18 protein-coding genes and 1 pseudogene are annotated in these 16,049 nt (G+C 73.1%); 10 read left to right on the forward strand and 9 right to left on the reverse strand.

Annotated features, from left to right (window positions below; all coding sequences use genetic code 11):
- Window positions 1–18: 18 nt before the first annotated feature.
- Entirely contained in the window at window positions 19–1,185 is a 1,167-nt protein-coding gene (locus tag GA0074692_RS28465) for a glutathionylspermidine synthase family protein (RefSeq protein ID WP_091649827.1), read from the reverse strand.
- Window position 1,186: 1 nt separating this feature from the next.
- Window positions 1,187–1,456 (reverse strand): hypothetical protein, encoded by a 270-nt coding sequence (locus GA0074692_RS28470; RefSeq protein WP_245730495.1) that lies wholly within the window; start codon window positions 1,454–1,456, stop codon window positions 1,187–1,189.
- Between the two features lie 161 nt (window positions 1,457–1,617).
- On the opposite strand from GA0074692_RS28470, the gene GA0074692_RS28475 reads away from it, so the two are divergent.
- A complete protein-coding gene (locus tag GA0074692_RS28475) occupies window positions 1,618–2,538 on the forward strand; it encodes a proline dehydrogenase family protein (protein WP_091649831.1) in 921 nt (306 codons plus the stop codon).
- A gap of 581 nt (window positions 2,539–3,119) precedes the next feature.
- On the opposite strand, the gene GA0074692_RS28480 is transcribed toward GA0074692_RS28475, so the two are convergent.
- On the reverse strand, window positions 3,120–3,461 hold the full coding sequence (locus GA0074692_RS28480) for a PadR family transcriptional regulator (RefSeq protein ID WP_091649835.1): 342 nt from the start codon (window positions 3,459–3,461) through the stop codon (window positions 3,120–3,122).
- A 579-nt stretch (window positions 3,462–4,040) separates the two neighbouring features.
- Between GA0074692_RS28480 and GA0074692_RS28485 the strand changes: the two genes are divergently transcribed.
- The 5 genes from GA0074692_RS28485 (at window position 4,041) to GA0074692_RS28505 (ending at window position 7,832) form a co-directional block, all read left to right on the forward strand.
- A complete protein-coding gene (locus GA0074692_RS28485) occupies window positions 4,041–4,250 on the forward strand; it encodes a helix-turn-helix domain-containing protein (protein ID WP_088981934.1) in 210 nt (69 codons plus the stop codon).
- A gap of 268 nt (window positions 4,251–4,518) precedes the next feature.
- Window positions 4,519–4,620: a 30S ribosomal protein bS22 gene (locus GA0074692_RS28490; RefSeq protein ID WP_007465623.1), complete on the forward strand. Its 102-nt coding sequence runs from the start codon at window positions 4,519–4,521 to the stop codon at window positions 4,618–4,620.
- A 120-nt stretch (window positions 4,621–4,740) separates the two neighbouring features.
- Entirely contained in the window at window positions 4,741–5,811 is a 1,071-nt protein-coding gene (locus tag GA0074692_RS28495) for an NAD-dependent epimerase/dehydratase family protein (RefSeq protein ID WP_091649838.1), read from the forward strand.
- Window positions 5,812–5,879: 68 nt separating this feature from the next.
- Window positions 5,880–6,785 (forward strand): lysophospholipid acyltransferase family protein, encoded by a 906-nt coding sequence (locus GA0074692_RS28500; protein ID WP_425413406.1) that lies wholly within the window; start codon window positions 5,880–5,882, stop codon window positions 6,783–6,785.
- Window positions 6,786–6,878: 93 nt separating this feature from the next.
- The gene (locus GA0074692_RS28505; protein ID WP_091649842.1) at window positions 6,879–7,832 is read left to right on the forward strand and encodes a hypothetical protein; all 954 of its coding nucleotides are present in this window, start codon (window positions 6,879–6,881) and stop codon (window positions 7,830–7,832) included.
- A gap of 25 nt (window positions 7,833–7,857) precedes the next feature.
- On the opposite strand, the gene GA0074692_RS28510 is transcribed toward GA0074692_RS28505, so the two are convergent.
- The 3 genes and pseudogenes from GA0074692_RS28510 to GA0074692_RS36280 form a co-directional block, all read right to left on the reverse strand.
- Window positions 7,858–9,003, reverse strand: coding sequence for a hypothetical protein (locus GA0074692_RS28510; RefSeq protein ID WP_091649846.1), 1,146 nt, complete (start codon window positions 9,001–9,003; stop codon window positions 7,858–7,860).
- A gap of 66 nt (window positions 9,004–9,069) precedes the next feature.
- Entirely contained in the window at window positions 9,070–10,026 is a 957-nt protein-coding gene (locus GA0074692_RS28515) for an HAD family hydrolase (RefSeq protein ID WP_425413407.1), read from the reverse strand.
- A gap of 109 nt (window positions 10,027–10,135) precedes the next feature.
- Window positions 10,136–11,026: pseudogene (locus GA0074692_RS36280) on the reverse strand (DUF5667 domain-containing protein); the annotation flags it as partial.
- Between GA0074692_RS36280 and GA0074692_RS34310 the strand changes: the two are divergent.
- Entirely contained in the window at window positions 10,919–11,278 is a 360-nt protein-coding gene (locus GA0074692_RS34310; RefSeq protein ID WP_141725430.1) for a hypothetical protein, read from the forward strand. The pseudogene GA0074692_RS36280 and the gene GA0074692_RS34310 sit on opposite strands and share 108 nt — an antisense overlap.
- 101 nt (window positions 11,279–11,379) lie before the next feature.
- Here the strand turns inward: GA0074692_RS34310 and GA0074692_RS28525 are convergent, their stop codons facing one another.
- Both GA0074692_RS28525 and GA0074692_RS35070 read right to left on the reverse strand, forming a co-directional pair.
- Window positions 11,380–12,333 (reverse strand): ECF subfamily RNA polymerase sigma factor, BldN family, encoded by a 954-nt coding sequence (locus GA0074692_RS28525; RefSeq protein WP_091649853.1) that lies wholly within the window; start codon window positions 12,331–12,333, stop codon window positions 11,380–11,382.
- On the reverse strand, window positions 12,330–12,488 hold the full coding sequence (locus GA0074692_RS35070) for a hypothetical protein (protein ID WP_176738619.1): 159 nt from the start codon (window positions 12,486–12,488) through the stop codon (window positions 12,330–12,332). Before GA0074692_RS35070 ends, GA0074692_RS28525 begins: the two co-directional genes overlap by 4 nt.
- 265 nt (window positions 12,489–12,753) lie before the next feature.
- Here GA0074692_RS35070 and GA0074692_RS28530 point away from each other — a divergent pair, with 265 nt between their 5' ends.
- From GA0074692_RS28530 to GA0074692_RS28540, 3 genes are read left to right on the forward strand one after another with little or no spacing between them, the layout of a single operon-like run.
- A complete protein-coding gene (locus GA0074692_RS28530; RefSeq protein ID WP_091649856.1) occupies window positions 12,754–14,409 on the forward strand; it encodes an AMP-binding protein in 1,656 nt (551 codons plus the stop codon).
- Window positions 14,399–14,653, forward strand: a complete 255-nt coding sequence (locus GA0074692_RS28535; protein ID WP_091649859.1) for a glutaredoxin family protein — start codon at window positions 14,399–14,401, stop codon at window positions 14,651–14,653. The genes GA0074692_RS28530 and GA0074692_RS28535 overlap by 11 nt, the downstream gene beginning before the upstream one ends.
- A gap of 30 nt (window positions 14,654–14,683) precedes the next feature.
- Window positions 14,684–15,334, forward strand: coding sequence for an HAD family hydrolase (locus GA0074692_RS28540; protein ID WP_091649862.1), 651 nt, complete (start codon window positions 14,684–14,686; stop codon window positions 15,332–15,334).
- Here GA0074692_RS28540 and GA0074692_RS28545 read toward each other — a convergent pair whose 3' ends face one another.
- On the reverse strand, window positions 15,335–16,009 hold the full coding sequence (locus tag GA0074692_RS28545) for a response regulator transcription factor (protein ID WP_091649866.1): 675 nt from the start codon (window positions 16,007–16,009) through the stop codon (window positions 15,335–15,337).
- Window positions 16,010–16,049 lie beyond the last annotated feature (40 nt).

The following is a 16,049-nucleotide window of genomic DNA, read 5'->3' on the forward strand; positions in this document are numbered from 1 at the left end:
CCAACGGTAGACGACTCGTCAGGTCCGTGGCGCATCGATGTAGTGCGGCAGGAACCGGGCGTATCCGTCGGTGATCAGGTTCTCGCTCTCGCGGATGCCCGCGCCGGCCGATTCGCCGTCGACGATCCAGCTACCCAGCACCACCCGGTTGCCGGCGAACTCCGGTAGGGCCCGGAACTCCTGATAGCACCAACCCTCGTCGCCGTAGATGCCCGGGTTACTGATCTCGGTGCCCCCGGCGGTGACGATCCGGACCGACGCGCCCTCCCGGCCGAGCAGCGGCTTCACCACGTACTCGGACATCCCCCGAGGTGAGTCGAGGTACGCCGGAAGTAGCAGTTCGTGCCCGGGGTACAGCTCCCAGAGGACGGCCAGCAGCGCCTTGTTGGACAGCAGCAGCTTCCAGGCCGGCTCGATCCAGGTGGTCGGGGTGCCCGGTTGCAGGGCGAGGCGCCCGTACGACTCGGCGACCATCCACTCCCAGGGGTAGAGCTTGAAACAGGTGGTGATCGGCCGGTCGTGCCGGTCGACGAACCGGCGACCGTCCCAGCCGATCTCCTGGATCGGCATCAGCTCCGCCTTGAGCCCGGCCTGCCGGGCGCACTCGGCGATGTACCCCGCGGTGATCTGGTCCTCGCCGGAGTCCTCCTCCCGCGACCAGAACACGTGCACGGCCGGGTCGTGCAGCTCCCGGCCGATCCGGTGCCAGGCTGCGACCAGCCGCTCGTGCAGGCTGTTCCACTGGTCCAGGTCGGGCCGGGTCTGCTCCAGCCAGTACCACTGGATGATGCCCGCCTCGACCAGCGAGGTGGGGGTGTCGGCGTTGTACTCCAGCATCTTCGGTGGCCAGGAGCCGTCGTACCAGAGGTCGAACCGGCCGTAGAGACTGGGCGGCTGTTCCCGCAGCGACCGGGCCACCGCCTCGGCGGCCCACGCCGGGATGCCGAAGTCGGCGTACCGGTTGCGGGCCACCACGTACTCGGCGGCGGCGACCGACATCCGGTGCAGTTCCTCGGTCGCCTCCTCCAGCCGGAGCACCTCGTCCAGGTCGAAGGCGTACGCGGCGGTCTCGTCCCAGTACGACATGAGTTCGCCGTCGGGCAGCTCGGTCTCGGCGTAGACCAGCCCCTGCTCGCGGATGCTCGCCTGCCAGCCGGGTCGCGGCTCCCGGGTCTCCCGACGCACGTCAGCCGCCGCAGTCGGCCAGGTGGGTGCCGAAACCGCCGCGTTCCGGGACGGCCGCCGAGGCCGGCTCCGGGGCGGCGACGTTGCTGGTCGCTACCGGCTCCTGGAACGCCAACGCCACGGTGCCGCCTCCGCCGGTCGGGCCGAGGGCGCAGTCGTCATCGTCGTCGTCCGAGGTCATGTTGCAGCCGGAGAGGGCCAGCGCGAGCACGGTGAGCGCGCCGAGTTGCACGGTGGTCGACCGGAGTCGGCGAGGGGTGCGAGTTTCCACCCGTTCGTTGTAGCCCATGGTTGCCAGCACGTCGTCCCCCGGTCGGCAGGGAAATGGCCCTGGTCATCGCTTTTCCCGTCGACTATTCAGGGCGAATCGGACCAGTATGGAGGTGGCCGCTGGGCGGGCGGGGTTCCCGTCCCGGGCGTTACGCTCGGCTCATGCTCCGTTCGGTCATCCTCGCCGCTGCCCGGTCATCCCGGGTCGAGCGGCTCGTCGAGACGGCCCCCTACACCCGGGACGTCGTCCGCCGGTTCGTCGCCGGCTCCGGCACCGACGACGCGTTGCGCGCGACCCGCGAACTCGTCGCCGATGGCTGCACTGTCACCCTCGACTACCTGGGCGAGGACACCGTCAACCCCGAGCAGGCCATCGCCACCCGGGAGGAGTACCTCGCCCTGCTGCGGGCGTTGCGCGACGCCGGGCTCACCCCGGCCGCCGAGGTGAGCGTGAAGCTCTCCGCCCTCGGTCAGAAGTTCGACGAGCAGCTCGCCTTCGACAACGCGCGGGCCATCTGCGTCGCCGCCGACGAGGCGGGCACCACGGTGACCCTGGACATGGAGGACCACACCACCACCGACTCGACGCTGGACATCCTCGCCAAGCTCCGGAAGGACCACCCGCGCACCGGGGCGGTGCTCCAGGCGTACCTGCGGCGGACCGAGGCGGACTGCCGGGACCTGGCCACCGCCGGCTCCCGGGTCCGGCTCTGCAAGGGCGCGTACCGGGAGCCGGAGTCGGTCGCGTACCAGTCGGCCCGCGACGTTGACCGCTCCTACGTGCGCTGCATGAACGTGCTGATGTCCGGCGAGGGCTACCCCATGCTCGCCACCCACGATCCCCGTCTGATCGCGATCGGCGAGGACCGGGCGCGCTGGTTCGACCGGGGTCCGGGCGCCTTCGAGTTCCAGATGCTCTACGGCATCCGGCCGGAGGAGCAGGCCCGGCTGGTCGCCGCCGGCTTCACCGTGCGGACGTACGTGCCGTACGGCGACCAGTGGTACGGCTACCTCATGCGGCGCCTCGCCGAGCGTCCGGCCAACCTCGCCTTCTTCGGTCGCGCCCTGCTCTCCCGGAAGTGACCGCCCCCGCTTCCCGGAAGTGACCGGCCCTGCTCTCCCGGAGTGAGTGACCCCTCTGCTCTGCCGGATCGGCCGCCCGGCGTGGGCCGGCGGAGACCCCTTGTCCGCCGGCCCACGCCGGCCGAGCCTCCGCCGGCCCACGCCGCCCGGGCCACGCCGCCCGGGCCACGCCGCCCGGGCCACGCCGCCCGGGCCACGCCGGCCGAGCCTCCGCCGGCCGAGCCTCCGCCGGCCGGGCTTCCGGTGGCCCACGCCGCACACCGGGCTTCCACCGGCCCACGCCGCACACCGGGCTTCCACCGGCCCACGCCGCACCGGGCCTCTGATGGCCCGCGTCGCGCGAGGCTTCCGGTGGAGCCCGGCGGGCGCCCCCTCTCGACCCACCGCCCCCGTTCCCCGGCGGGTCGACGTGCCGTACGGCTGGTGGGGTCCGCTGACCGGCCGACCGGCCGGTACCTGGCCGATGTGACGGTCAGCGGGCGCCCCTGAAAACTATCTAGCTAGATATCGACGAGTCTATCTAGAAGGTTTTCTTTCGGGTACCGCCAATGTGGCCCGGTGGCTCTTGACGGAGCGGGACGTCAACAGTTGGGCTCGGGGCGCGGGGTGGTCGGCGCGGCGGTGGCCGGGTCGTCACCGGGTGGGTTGGTGACCGCCGAGCGGGCCGCCCGTACGCCGTCGGTGGTGAGCCGGTAGTACCGACGGCGCGGCCGCCCCTGGACCTCGTGCGCCGCCGGGTCCTCCCAGAAGCTCTCCACCCAGCCGGCCAGCTCGAGCCGGGCCAGGAGCGGGTGCAGCGTGCCGGTCTTCAGCTCGGTCTGGTGGGCGATGTCCCGGCCGTACCGGGGCCGGTCCGGCTCGGCGAGGAGCAGCCGCAGCACCTCGACCGTCTGCGGGGTGAGCCGAGGCCCGGTACGCGCCATGACCGGAGTCTAGGTAAGGGGAAGCCCCCGGTAAGCCGGCGCAAACGGCAGTCCGGACAGCCGAACGGCGTACTCTTCCCGCCGTGGCGGCCGAGCGACCCGGCCATCCACGCGGGCCATCCGCGAAGGTACGACCCGATGCCCCTGCACCGGACCACGCTCATGATCGACCACCTCCCGGACCGCCGGGCGGGTCTGGGACACTGAGTGCGCTCCCAGTGCGGAGCCCCGTGTCCGCAAAGCGGCCCGGGGCGCCCGCCCGGTGGCCCCGGTGGCGCCACCGGAGCCACCGGGCGTCCTCCGCCGCGGTTCGACAGGGACCGGGCGTCGTCCCTGAGTTCGACAGGCACCGGGCGTTCTCCCTGAGCTCAACCGCCACCGGGCGTCGTCCGTCAGCCACCGAGCGTCTTCCGGTGCAGCTCAACGGGGGTGGAAGCGGTACCGTCACGAGATCAAATGCGCGAAGGGATCGCGCCGTTCACAGCCGTCCCGTTACCGTACTGGTAACACGCGCGTTGCCCTCGTGGCGGGACGGACCCCGTCGCAGGCCGCGCTGGGCATGGGATGGGTCGGTGAGCCATGGCCGGGTCGCAGTCCGACGGGCGGCTGTCGGAGGTCAAGTTCCTCACCGTTGCCGAGGTGGCGGCGGTGATGCGGGTGTCGAAGATGACGGTCTACCGGCTCGTGCACAGCGGTGAGTTGACCGCGGTGCGGGTCGGACGGTCGTTCCGGGTGCCCGAACACGCGGTGCACGAGTACCTGCGCGGAGCGTTCTCCGAGACCGCCTGACCGACGCGGCGTACGGCGGGGTGGACGTGGCGTACGGCGGCCTGCGACGGTGGTGTGTCGGACGGCCCGCGGGGTACGTGACGACGAGCATCGACGGGGGCGCGTTGGTCCTGCTGACGCTCTCCGGCTACCCTGGTTCCGACCGTGACCACCCAGCGGTGCGCCCCGACGCCCACCCACCAGGTCCGGTCCGTTGTCCGCAAGCGGTACCAGCACCATGTCGTGGTGCCTCTGGTCCGCCCCGCACGTTGCATCGAAAGGCTGTCGTATGGGCTCGGTGGTCAAGAAGCGCCGCAAGCGCATGGCTAAGAAGAAGCACCGCAAGCTGCTGCGCAAGACCCGCGTCCAGCGTCGCCGTCTCGGCAAGTGACCGGCGCCGGGCGCGACCCGGCACCGGTACCACTTGCCATCTGTCGACCTCGGAGGCTCAGATGAGAAGGCCGTGGATGTCCCGGCTCGATGATCCGGCCTGCCGGGCAGGGTGCGCGACATGACCCCCGGTGGCACCTCGGGTGCTCCGGGGGTCGTCGTCGTGACCGGGGTCGGCCGCTACCTCGGCGCGCACGTCGCCGCCCGGCTCGCCGCCGACCCGAGGATCGACCGGGTGATCGGCGTCGACCCGCCCGGCGCGGCGGAGCCGGCCGACCTGCTCGACCGGATCGAGCGGGTGCACGTCGACGCCGGCTCGCTCGGCGACCTCCTCGCCGACCTGGCGGTCGACGCGGTGGTCCACCTGGCCCTGGTCACCGCCCCCGATCGGCAGCAGGGCGGACGGGCGGCGATGAAGGAACAGAACGTCATCGGCACCATGCAGCTCCTCGCCGCCTGCCAGCGTGCGCCCCGGCTGCGCAAGGTCGTCGTCCGGTCGTCGACCGCCGCCTACGGGGTTTCCTTCCGCGACCCGGCGGTGTTCACCGAGGAGACCGAGCCGCGCGAGCTGCCCCGGGGCGGGTTCGGCCGCGACATCCTCGACATCGAGGGGTACGTCCGCGGCTTCCGCCGGCGCCGTCCCGACGTCACCGCGACCGTGCTGCGCTTCGCGCCGTTCATCGGCTCCACCGCCGACACGACCCTCACCCGGTACTTCCGCCAGCCGGTCGTCCCCACCGTCCTCGGTCGGGACCCCCGGTTGCAGTTCGTCCACTTCGACGACGCCCTGGAGGTGCTGCACCGCTCGGTCGTCGAGGACCACCCCGGCACCTACAACGTCGCCGGTCCCGGTGTGCTCTCGCTCTCGCAGGCCATCCGCCGGGCCGGCCGGATCGAGGTGCCGGTGCTGGAACCGGGGCTGTCCGGGGCGATCGCACTGGCCCGTACGCTCGGGTACGGCCGACTCGGCCTCGACCAGGTCGACCTCTTCGTGCACGGCCGGGTGGTCGACACCAGCCGGCTCGTCGCGGAGTACGGCTTCACCCCCCGCTCCACCGCCGCCGCCTTCGACGACTTCATCCGCGCCCACCACGGTGGCGTGGTGGTGACCCGCGACCAGATCGCCGCCGCCGAGCAGGCCGTCCTCGCCGGTATCCGGCAGGTCCGGGAAGCCGTTCGGGAGCAGTCGTGAGCCGGCCGGACGAGACCGGGCGGGACGCGACGGTGGGGCGTCCGTTCGATCCGCCGGACGCCGCCGACCTGGCCCGACCCGCCCGCCGCAACGGTCACCACCCGGCACCCCCCGCCGTGCCGGACGGCCCGCTCGACCAGTGGGACCGCCGGGTCGCCCAGGGCCTGGCCTTCCTGCGCCGTCGGCTGGCCGGGGACTACGAGATCGACGAGTTCGGGTTCGACCCGGAACTCACCGAGGCGCTCTTCCACCCGGTGCTGCGCCTGCTCTACCGGGACTGGTTCCGAACCGAGATCACCGGGCTGGAACACGTACCCGCCGAGGGGGCCGGCCTGGTGGTCGGCAACCACTCCGGCACCGTGGCGCTGGACGCGCTGATCGTCTCCGCCGCCCTGCACGACCGGCACCCGGCGCACCGGTTCCTCCGGCTGCTCGGCGCCGACCTGGTCTTCCGGATGCCGGTCGTCTCCGAGGTGGCCCGCAAGTCCGGCGGCACGGTCGCCTGCAACCCGGACGCCGAGCGGCTGCTGCGCAACGGTGAGCTGGTCGGCGTCTGGCCCGAGGGCTTCAAGGGCATCGGCAAGCTCTACGCCGACCGGTACAAGCTGCAACGCTTCGGCCGGGGCGGGTTCGTCTCGGCGGCGCTGCGCACCGGCACCCCGATCGTTCCGGTGGCCATCGTCGGCGCCGAGGAGACCTATCCGATGCTCGCCGACATCAAGCCGCTCGCCCGCCTGCTCAAGCTTCCCTACTTCCCGATCACCCCGACCTTCCCGTGGCTCGGGCCGCTGGGCCTGGTGCCGCTGCCGAGCAAGTGGCTGATCGAGTTCTGCCCGCCGATCCCCACCGCGCACCTGACCGACTCGGCCGACGACCCGCTGGTCGTGTTCAACCTCGCCGACCAGGTCCGGGAGACCATCCAGCAGACCCTGCACGAACTCCTGGAACGCCGGCCCGACCCGTTCGGCCCCTGACCCGGCGCGGCTGCCCCGGGTGTCCTGCGGGACCACCCGGTCGGTATCGACCGGTTACGATGTGTCTGGCCACTTGACCACAGGGGGACTGACATGGGTAGTCGATGGCGGACCGTCCGGCGGCACCTCGCCGCCGCACTGCTGGCACTGACCATGGGAGCGGTCATCCTGCCCGCACCCGCGCAGGCGGTGGACTACCCCGGCGGGCGGCGCATCTACAGCGTCGCGCTCGGGGCCATCCCCGCGGCCGGCGCGCCCGCCACCGGTCCGGTCTGGGTCCGGTTGGCGACCTACTACTTCTTCGGCGACGGCACGGTCACCGAGAGCTTCTGGTACTGGAACCGGGCCACCGTCGTCGGGGCCGCCGGCTCGGGTGTCCGGACGACCGGCTGCGCCGGCCACGACTGCGAGGTGCGGACCGCCGCCGGGTTCCAGCCCGGTGGCCTGGTGAAGAGCCTGAGCGGCACGTACACCAACTCCGGTGACTCCATTACCATCACCTGGAGCGGGGACGTCCAGGAGACCTGGCGGGTCAGCGAGCCCGCCAGCGACCTGGCCCGGCTCGACTTCGTCAGCTCCAACTACGGGGTCACCGTCGGCTGGGGCTTCGGCAGCTCCGCCTCGAACGACGCGTACACGCCGGTCAGCAGCATCCCGCTGACCCAGTACACCGGCCGGTACGCCGGATACAGCGGAAGCGTCGGCGCCGCCGGCCCCAGCGGAATGGACCTCCGGTCGTTCTCCCGGTGCAACGGCAACTGCCTGAGCTGGCTCAGCCCGCCGACCGCCACCTGCTCGTCCTGCCCGAACGGCGCGACATCCTCCCCGATCCGCTACTACCTCGCGGGAGCGGGCCGACGGAACTTCTACGAGCACTGGTGCACCTGCCTGACGTCGAGCACCTGCTACACCGGCGGATCGCACCGCAAGCCGCAACTCCAGGTGATCGGCGACAACGGGACGTTCCACGGGTGGGTCGGCGTGGAGGCATCCAACTCCACGGCGAACGCCGGCTACTTCGCGGTGCACTTCCACGTGAACGTCTGACCGGCCCGGGGGCACCGCCCCCGGCTCAGGTCAGGGTGCGCAGGTCCAGGGCGTGCCAGCCGGTGACCGTACGCCCGCCGGTGGACCACCAGAGCACGTCGCCCCGGCAGAACACCAGCCCCACCCCGTCGGCCACCAGCAGCGTGCGCCGCCGGGTGACGTCGTAGAGCCGCAACTGCGTGGTGCCGTCGGTCGGGGCCGACGGCTCGGTGTGACGGAGCACCTCGAACCGGTCGCGTACCGCCACGTCCACCAGCGCGGCGCTGACGTTGCCACCGGCCACCCGGTGCCGGTCCCGGCCGTCCGGGCGGAGCAGGTCCAGCCGGCCCGGTCCCGCCCCGGCGGGCAGCAGCGTCCGGCACCAGACCGGACCGCAACTGAGCAGTTCGTCCGGCCCGGCGGGCACCGTGCGCTCCGTACCCTCGACGAGGTTACGCAGCCGTACCGGGCCGGTGCCGCCGGTTGCCGCGCTGACCAGCCACGGCCACGCCGACAGCGTCCAGGCTCCCGGCTCGGTCCGCACCGCGACCCGGCCGCCGGCCAGCGGCACCGAGCGCACCTCGGTCGCCGGGGCCCCGCCGGGAGCCGCCGCCACCCAGTGCAGCCGTCCCGACCCGATCACCAGGTCGTGCCGGGAGCTGGCGAAGAGGACGTCACCGCCATCCGTGGTGACCCGCCGGGCCGGCCGGTCCGAGCCCGGTTCCGCCGTCCACAGCTCGGTGTGCCCCCGGCCATCCCGGCCGGTGGTGAGCTCTGCCCAGGCCAGCACCGCGCCGGAGCCGGTGAACCCCGCGTACTCCGGGCTCCCGGTCGCGGGCAGCCGACGAAGCTCCCGGACCGCGCCGTCAGCGGCCCGCCGCAGCAGGCGCAGGTATCGTCCGTCGGAACTGGGCGCGGTGCCGATCGAGGTGGCCGCGTCGAGGAACCAGACCGGGCTGTACGCCGTACCGCCGGCGAGCCGGGCCGGCAGGTCGTGTCGTACGGCCCCGGGCCACTCCTGCGTGACGCGGCGGGGCGGTGGGGCCGGGTCGGCGGTCCGGGGACCGGCCTGCGGCACCGTGACCAGCGCGGTGCCGGCGGCGACCGCCACGGCGAGGCCGACCAGCCCGGGACGGTAACGCCGGGCCGCGCCCGGCAACCGTGCCGCCCCGCGCCACCGCCGGAGGTTCACGGCTGCCGCCGCCGGGGGTTCATGGTTGCCACCGCCGGAGACTTCACGGCTGCCGCCACCGATGGGTCACCGCAGCCGCCGCCGGCGGTGCAGGGCCACCCCGGCGCTGACCGCCCCGGCCAGCAATCCGACGGCGGCCGTCGACGGTACGGCGATCCGGGCCGCCCGCCGGCCGGTACGGAAGTCGCGCACCTCCCAGCCCCGCTCCCGGGCGGTACGCAGCAACACCCCGTCCGGGTTGACCGCGACCGCCCGCCCGACCGCCGAGAGCATCGGCAGGTCGTTGACCGAGTCGCTGTAGGCGACGCAGCGGGACAGGTGCAGCCCTTCCACGGCGGCGAGCTGGGTGATCGCCTCCGCCTTGGCCGGCCCGTGCATCAGGTCACCCACCAGCCGTCCGGTGTACACGCCGTCGACGATCTCGGCCACCGTGCCGACCGCCCCGGTCAGGCCGAGCCGGGCGGCGATCACCCGGCCGATCTCCACCGGCGCGGCACTGACCAGCCAGACCCGCATCCCGTCGTCGAGGTGGCGCTGCGCCAGCTTCCGGGTGCCGGCCCAGATGCGTGGGGCCATCAGCTCGTCGAAGATCTCCTCGGTGAGCCGTTCGACGTCGTCGACCCGCCAACCCTCGACGAACGCGAGAGCGGCCTCCCTGGCGTGCGTCATGTCCCCGGCGTGCTCGGTCGCGAGCAGCCGGAACCGAAGCTGCTGCCAGGCGAACCGGGCCAGGTCGCCGGTGGTGAAGTACTTCCGGGCGGCGAGGCCCCGGGCGAACCAGTAGATCGAGGCGCCCTGCATCATCGTGTTGTCGACGTCGAAGAAGGCTGCGGCGGTCGGGTCGGGCTCGGGACGGGCGGGCGGCTCGGCGTCGGTGGGGGCCCAACCTGCGGTGTGACCGTGCGCGTCCGTGCTGACGGTCACCTTTCGGGTCCGGGCCACGCAGAACTCCCTCCGCTCGACGCCCGGCCGGCGCGGTGTGCGGCGGCCCGGTCCGGCCCGGCGTCCCGCCGCGAGCGGCACGACGCCGGCCAACCGCGAGCGTAGCCAAGGCCGGTCGCGATCGACGCGGGTTGCGGTCTGGCGGACGGTCTGCGGCCTGCGCGCGGCGGGCTGGCGGACGGTCAGCGGTCCGCGGGGGTGGGCAGGGGCCGGCGGTCGGACCGAGCGGGTCGTTCATTCCCGCCAGCGTGGTGCCGCAGGTCAGCGCCACCCGCAATGCGTCGGACCGCTGCTCCACCGCGTCCAGCAGGGTCAGCGAGTGGCGGACGCGATCCCGTTCGGCGCGGGACAGTCCGTCGAGCAGTTCGGCCACCGCCCGGCGCTGGCCGGCGACGAAGGTGTCGACGGCGTCCAGCCCGGCCGGGTCGGTGCGCTGCATCGCTGCGGTGGTCAGCAGCCGGACACCCTGCCGGGTGTCCTCGTCCATGTCGTCGAGGATCGCCTCGAAGGCCGCGCGGTCCTCCCGCATCGCGTCCGCCTCGGCGAGCCGGGTCCGGGCGAAGTCCAGGAAGAGCTGCCCCCGGCTCAGGTCGGAGCCGGTCAGGGCGAGCTGGGCGCGTTCGGTGGAGCGCTTCATGCCGTACAGGGCGTCACCGGGGATGGCGTTCTCGCTCGCCGCCGAGATCCCGGAGACAGCCACCGCACCGGCGGCGACCCCGACCAGGATGGCGCACCGGGCACGGGCCCGTCGGGCGGTGACCGAAGGCAGGAGCGGACCCCGCGCCGTCGCCCCGGCAGCTGTGCGCCGACCGGCCGGCTCGGTCCCGGTCGTCGGGGTCGTTGTCGCGCCGACCCCCTCGCGTTCCACAGTGGCCACCAGCATCGCCCGCAGGCCGGTACGGAAGTCCGCGTCCACGTCGACCGGCGGGGCGGCAGCGCCGAGTTGTCGGCCGAGACCGACCAGGTCGCCCAGTTGGTCGTCGACCCGGGAGCGGACGTGGTGCCGACGACCGCCGTTGGCCTCGTCGAGCAGTTGGGCGAAACGCTCGGCACGCCGACGGGAGAAGAGGTTGCTGTCCACCGCAGGCATCTCCTCTCACTGGTCACGGTCGTCCGGCCGCTGTCGTCACCCGTCGGCCGGCTGGGTCTCGTCGACACCGACGACCGCCGTGGCCGGCGGGTCGCCGACGACCGAGCGGTCCCCGCTGCCGCCGATGGCGGGAGTCGATGGGACGCCGGCCGCCGGGAGTCGTGGCGGGCGGCGTCGCCCGCCACGTGGATCGAGGATCTCGCCGAGGCGGGCGCTGGTCGCACCCGGAGAAACGGTCGGTGACGGGCCGTGGTTACGGGCCGAGGATGGCGAAAATGAACTCGAGTGACGACCATCACTGTCTGCCGGCGGGGTGGCCCGCCGGTGCCGGAGCGACGACCGGATCAGGGCTGGAATCCGTCTGGTAGCAGGCGGGCCAGGGCGCGTACCGCACGGTACTGGAGGGCCTTGATGGCTCCCTCGTTCTTGCCCATCGCCTTCGCCGTCTCGGCCACCGAGAACCCTTGGAGGAAGCGGAGCACGATGCACTCCTGCTGCTCCGGGTTGAGCTGCTTGACGGCGGTCAGCAGGGCCACGTTGGTGATGTGCTCGACCACGGCCGACTCCGGGCTCCCCTCGGGGCCACGGTCCTCGCGGTCGGCATCCATGACGTCGCCGGTGGTCACCTCCAGCCGGTACCGGCCGGACTTGAAGTGGTCGGCGACCAGGTTGCGGGCGATCGTCACCAGCCATGCCCCGAGATCCCGGCCCTGCCAGGTGAAACTGCTGATCCGCTTGAGCGCCCGCAGGAACGTGTCGGAGGTCAGGTCCTCGGCGAGCTGGCGGTTGCCGACCCGGAAGTAGACGAACCGGAAGACGGTGTCCACGTACCGGTCGTAGAGCAGGCCGAACGCCTCGGCCTCGCCGGCCTTGGCGCGCTCCACCAGTGCCCACACCTCGGTCGCCGGGTCGGACGGATCCGGACGGCTCGGCTGGGCGGTGGGCGGCTCGGGCGGCGCGGCGGCGGCCGGGACCGCCGGCATGACCGTGGTCTCGGCCGCCGGGACCGCCGGCATGACTGCGGTCTCGGCCGCCGCCGGGTCGGCCGGCTGCTCCCCGTCACCGGGCCGGCGGCCCTGCGCCGGCATGCTCGGCCGGGCTGACACGGCGACCCGGCCCCCGGTCGGCTTCGCGTTGCCGCCGGGCGGTGCCGGGCGGGGCGGTGGCTCGTTCTGGTGGTGTCGGTTGCGCGTCCGTCTGGACGTGCCCTCGTCGCTTTCCCCGGGACTCTGGGTGTCGTCGAACTGGCGCGGCGGGGCCACTCCCGTCGGTTGCTCGGCGTAACCGAACGTGGTCACCGGGCCTCCCTCCAGCCGGGGAACGTCGTCCGGTCGGCCCGCTGCGGGGCCGGGCAGGCGACCGCGCCGCCGATCCGGACGGTCGGCGCTGCTCCCGGGGCTGCCGGCTGACGGCAGACCCCGGTGGGGTGCTGGTCCAATACGGTCACAGGCACGGCGGCCTCCTCGGGCTGAGGGGTGTCGACTCACGGCAAATGGGGTGAGTCGACCCGAGTGATGATAAGGCCAACGTCACCCATGTGTGGCAAGTCCGTTACACAGAGCCGAAGTATTTGCCGTCGCGTCGCACCGCTGCCGGACCCGTTGTGCGTCGCCCCCTGGTTGACTTTCCTCCAACGAAGGATTAGGGGTGAACTCGCTGGTAACGGGCTTGTTGGACGGTGCCGAACGCCCCGCCTGAAGGACGACCTATCGACGGGCATGGTCTGCCGACCGCCCACTGTGCCAGACTCAGCGACCGTGCAGCAGCAGACAGCGGGAAGCTCCACGCCGAACCTCGCCGACCGGGTACGCCAGGCGGCCGACCGTCGTCCCGACCGGGTCGCGCTGCACTGGCGCGACCAGACCCTGACGTGGTCCGAACTGGACACTGCGGTGGACGGGGTGGCCCGTGCGCTCGGCCGGGCCGTTCCCGCGACCGATCCAGACTCCGGTGCGCCGCCGGCCCGGGTCGCCGTCGCCCTGCCCAACTGTCCGGACTTCGTGCTCGGCTTCCTCGGCGCGCTCCGCGCCGGCCTGGTCGCCGTGCCGCTGAACCCCGGCCTCACCGCCACCGAACTGCGGTACGTGCTGGCCGACTCCGGCGCCACCGTGCTGATCGCCACGCCGGCCGTGGCCGACCTGGTCGCCGGGATCGCCCCGGACCTACCGGCCCTCACCGCCGTGCACACAGGCGTGCCGACCGAGCCGGGCTCCGGAACCGTGTCGCCGGGCCGGGGCGGGGACGACCTCGCCGTGCTGCTCTACACCTCCGGCACCGAGGGGCGACCCAAGGGAGCCATGCTGTCGCACCACGCGCTGACCGCCAACCACGAGCAGGTCGACCGGATCACCCCGGCGGTGGTCGGGCCGGACGACACCGTGCTGCTGGCCCTGCCGCTGTTCCACGCGTACGGGCTGAACACCGGGCTCGGGTCGGTCGTGCACCACGGAGCGACCGGCGTGCTCGTCGACGAGTTCACCACCGTCGGGGCGCTCGACGAGATCGCCCGGCACCGGGTGAGCGTGCTGGTGGGCGTACCGTCGATGTTCCAGGCCTGGTCGGCGGCGGGTGATCCGGTGGCGACGGCGATGACGTCGGTCCGGGTCGCGGTCTGCGGCGCGGCACCGCTGGAGCCGGCGGACGCGGCGCGCTTCGCGGCGGTCGCCGGCCGCCCGGTGCACGTCGGGTACGGCCTCACCGAGACCGCCCCGGTGCTCACCTCCACCCTGGTCGGCGGGGCACCGAAGGCCGGGTCGATCGGGCGGGCGCTGCCCGGGGTGGCGCTGCGCCTGGTCGCGCGGGACGGGACGGAGCTGTGGCGGGACGGCCTGGCCGCGCCCGACGACGACACCGACGAGATGGACCTCGACGTCTCCTCGCCCGGCACCGACCCGGGCCAGATCGTGGTCCGGGGGACGAACCTGTTCGCCGGCTACTGGCCGGACGGGCGGGGCGGGCCGGACCCGGACGGCTGGTGGGCCACCGGGGACGTCGCCTACGCCGACGCCGACGGCGACCTCTTCCTGGTGGACCGGCTGCGCGAGGTGATCCTGGTCAACGGGTTCAACGTCTACCCGCACGAGGTGGAGCTGGTGCTCCAGGCGCATCCGGCGGTGGTGGAGTCGGCGGTGCTGGGCGCACCGCACCCGCGCACCGGGGAAACCGTCCAGGCGTACGTGGTGCCGACCTCGCCCGGTACGGTGGACGCCGGGGAACTGCACGCCCACTGTGCCCGGCACCTGGCCCGGTTCAAGTGCCCGACGTCGGTCGAGTTCGTCGACGCGCTGCCGCACTCGGTGATCGGCAAGGTACGCAAGACCCTGCTCCGGCCGCCCGCCGCCGGAGACGCCCACGGAGGTTCCGATGTCCACTGACGCCCGGCTCACCCTGATCACCCGGCCCGGTTGCCACCTCTGCGACGACGCCCGCGAGGCGCTCGCCCGGGTGGTCGCCGTCACCGGCGACCGGTGGACCGAACGCGATGTCACCGGCGACGTGGAACTGGAACGCGAGTACGGCGACCGGCTGCCGGTGGTGCTCCTCGACGGCCGGGAGCACGGCTACTGGCGGGTCGAGGAGGAACGGCTGCTCCGCGACCTCACCACCCCACAGCTCTGACCAGCGCGGGGCCCGTCCTATCGTGGCCGGATGACCCCTGCTGACCGCCACCTGGTGTGGGACTGGAACGGAACCCTGCTCAACGACCTCACCCTCGTCGTGGCCTGCACCAACGCGGCCTTCGCCAGCGTCGGCGGTCCGGCCGTCACCGCCGACGAGCACCGGGTGCGGTTCCGCCGCCCGATCGCCGACTACTACGCCGAGGTGCTCGGCCGGGCCGTCGACGAGGATGCGTTCGGCCGGCTGGACAAGGTCTTCCACGACGCGTACCGGGTCGGCCTGACCACCTGTGCGCTGGCCGCGGACGCCCGCTCGGCGATCGCGGCCTGGCCCGGCAGCCAGTCGCTGCTGTCCATGTGGTTCCACGACGAACTGGTGCCGGCGGTGCACACGTACGGGCTGACCGGGCACTTCACCCGGGTCGACGGGCTGCGGGCCGACATCGGCGGTGACCGGAAGGCGGAGTCGCTCCGACGGCACCTCGCCGAGCTGGGCGTCGACGGCAGTTCGGTGGTGCTGATCGGGGACTCGCTGGACGACGCGGACGCCGCCGAGGCGGTCGGCGGCCGGGCCGTCCTCTACACCGGCGGCTTCACCGATCCCACCCGCCTGCGTGCCTCCCGCCACCCGGTAGCCGACACCCTCACCGAAGCAGTCCACCTGGCGACCCAGGCGGGTTGATCAACGCGGGGGGAGGGGGGTGCGGAGGTAGGTGAGGACGGCCTGGACGCGGCGGTGCAGGTGCTGGGTGTCCGGTGGCAGGTCGAGCTTGGTGAAGATGTTGCGGACGTGCTTCTCCACCGCGCCGTCGCTGACCACCAGCGTCCGGGCGATCGCGGTGTTCGAGCGGCCCTCGGCCATCAGGGCCAGCACCTCGCGCTCCCGGGGGGTCAGCTCGCGCAGCGGGTCGTCGCGCCGCCGCCGGACGAGCAGTTGCGCCACCACCTCCGGGTCGAGCACGGTGCTCCCGGCGGCCACCCGGGCGAGCGCGTCCAGGAACTCGTCGATCGCGGCGACCCGGTCCTTGAGCAGGTAGCCGATCCCGCCACCGCCGGCGCCGCCGGTGGTGGCGAGCAGGTCGTCGGCGTACGACACCTCGACGTACTGGGAGAGCACCAGGACCGGGGTACGGGGGACGAGCGTCCGGGCGGTCACCGCGGCGCGTAGCCCCTCGTCGGTGTGGGACGGCGGCATCCGCACGTCCACGATCGAGACGTCGGGTCGGTGCGTCGTCACCGCCTCCACCAGGGCGTCGCCGTCCCCGACGGCGGCCACCACCTGGTGGCCGTTCTCGGTCAGCAGCCGGACCAGCCCCTCCCGGAGCAGTACGGCGTCGTCGGCGATCACCACCCGCATGGTCCTGATGTCTACCACGTCGGGCGGGACGCGAGCGTCG

The organism is Micromonospora pallida, from assembly GCF_900090325.1.
In the GTDB taxonomy this organism is placed as follows: Bacteria; Actinomycetota; Actinomycetes; order Mycobacteriales; family Micromonosporaceae; genus Micromonospora; species Micromonospora pallida.

Excerpts from the sequence above, each read along its gene's own strand:
- GA0074692_RS28475 (WP_091649831.1), top strand. The coding sequence starts at position 1,618 with ATGCTCCGTTCGGTCATCCTCGCCGCTGCCCGGTCATCCCGGGTCGAG.
- GA0074692_RS28480 (WP_091649835.1), bottom strand. The coding sequence starts at position 3,461 with ATGGCGCGTACCGGGCCTCGGCTCACCCCGCAGACGGTCGAGGTGCTG.
- GA0074692_RS28485 (WP_088981934.1), top strand. The coding sequence starts at position 4,041 with ATGGCCGGGTCGCAGTCCGACGGGCGGCTGTCGGAGGTCAAGTTCCTC.
- GA0074692_RS28490 (WP_007465623.1), top strand. The coding sequence starts at position 4,519 with ATGGGCTCGGTGGTCAAGAAGCGCCGCAAGCGCATGGCTAAGAAGAAG.
- GA0074692_RS28495 (WP_091649838.1), top strand. The coding sequence starts at position 4,741 with ATGACCCCCGGTGGCACCTCGGGTGCTCCGGGGGTCGTCGTCGTGACC.
- GA0074692_RS28505 (WP_091649842.1), top strand. The coding sequence starts at position 6,879 with ATGGGTAGTCGATGGCGGACCGTCCGGCGGCACCTCGCCGCCGCACTG.
- GA0074692_RS28530 (WP_091649856.1), top strand. The coding sequence starts at position 12,754 with ATGGTCTGCCGACCGCCCACTGTGCCAGACTCAGCGACCGTGCAGCAG.
- GA0074692_RS28535 (WP_091649859.1), top strand. The coding sequence starts at position 14,399 with ATGTCCACTGACGCCCGGCTCACCCTGATCACCCGGCCCGGTTGCCAC.
- GA0074692_RS28540 (WP_091649862.1), top strand. The coding sequence starts at position 14,684 with ATGACCCCTGCTGACCGCCACCTGGTGTGGGACTGGAACGGAACCCTG.
- GA0074692_RS28545 (WP_091649866.1), bottom strand. The coding sequence starts at position 16,009 with ATGCGGGTGGTGATCGCCGACGACGCCGTACTGCTCCGGGAGGGGCTG.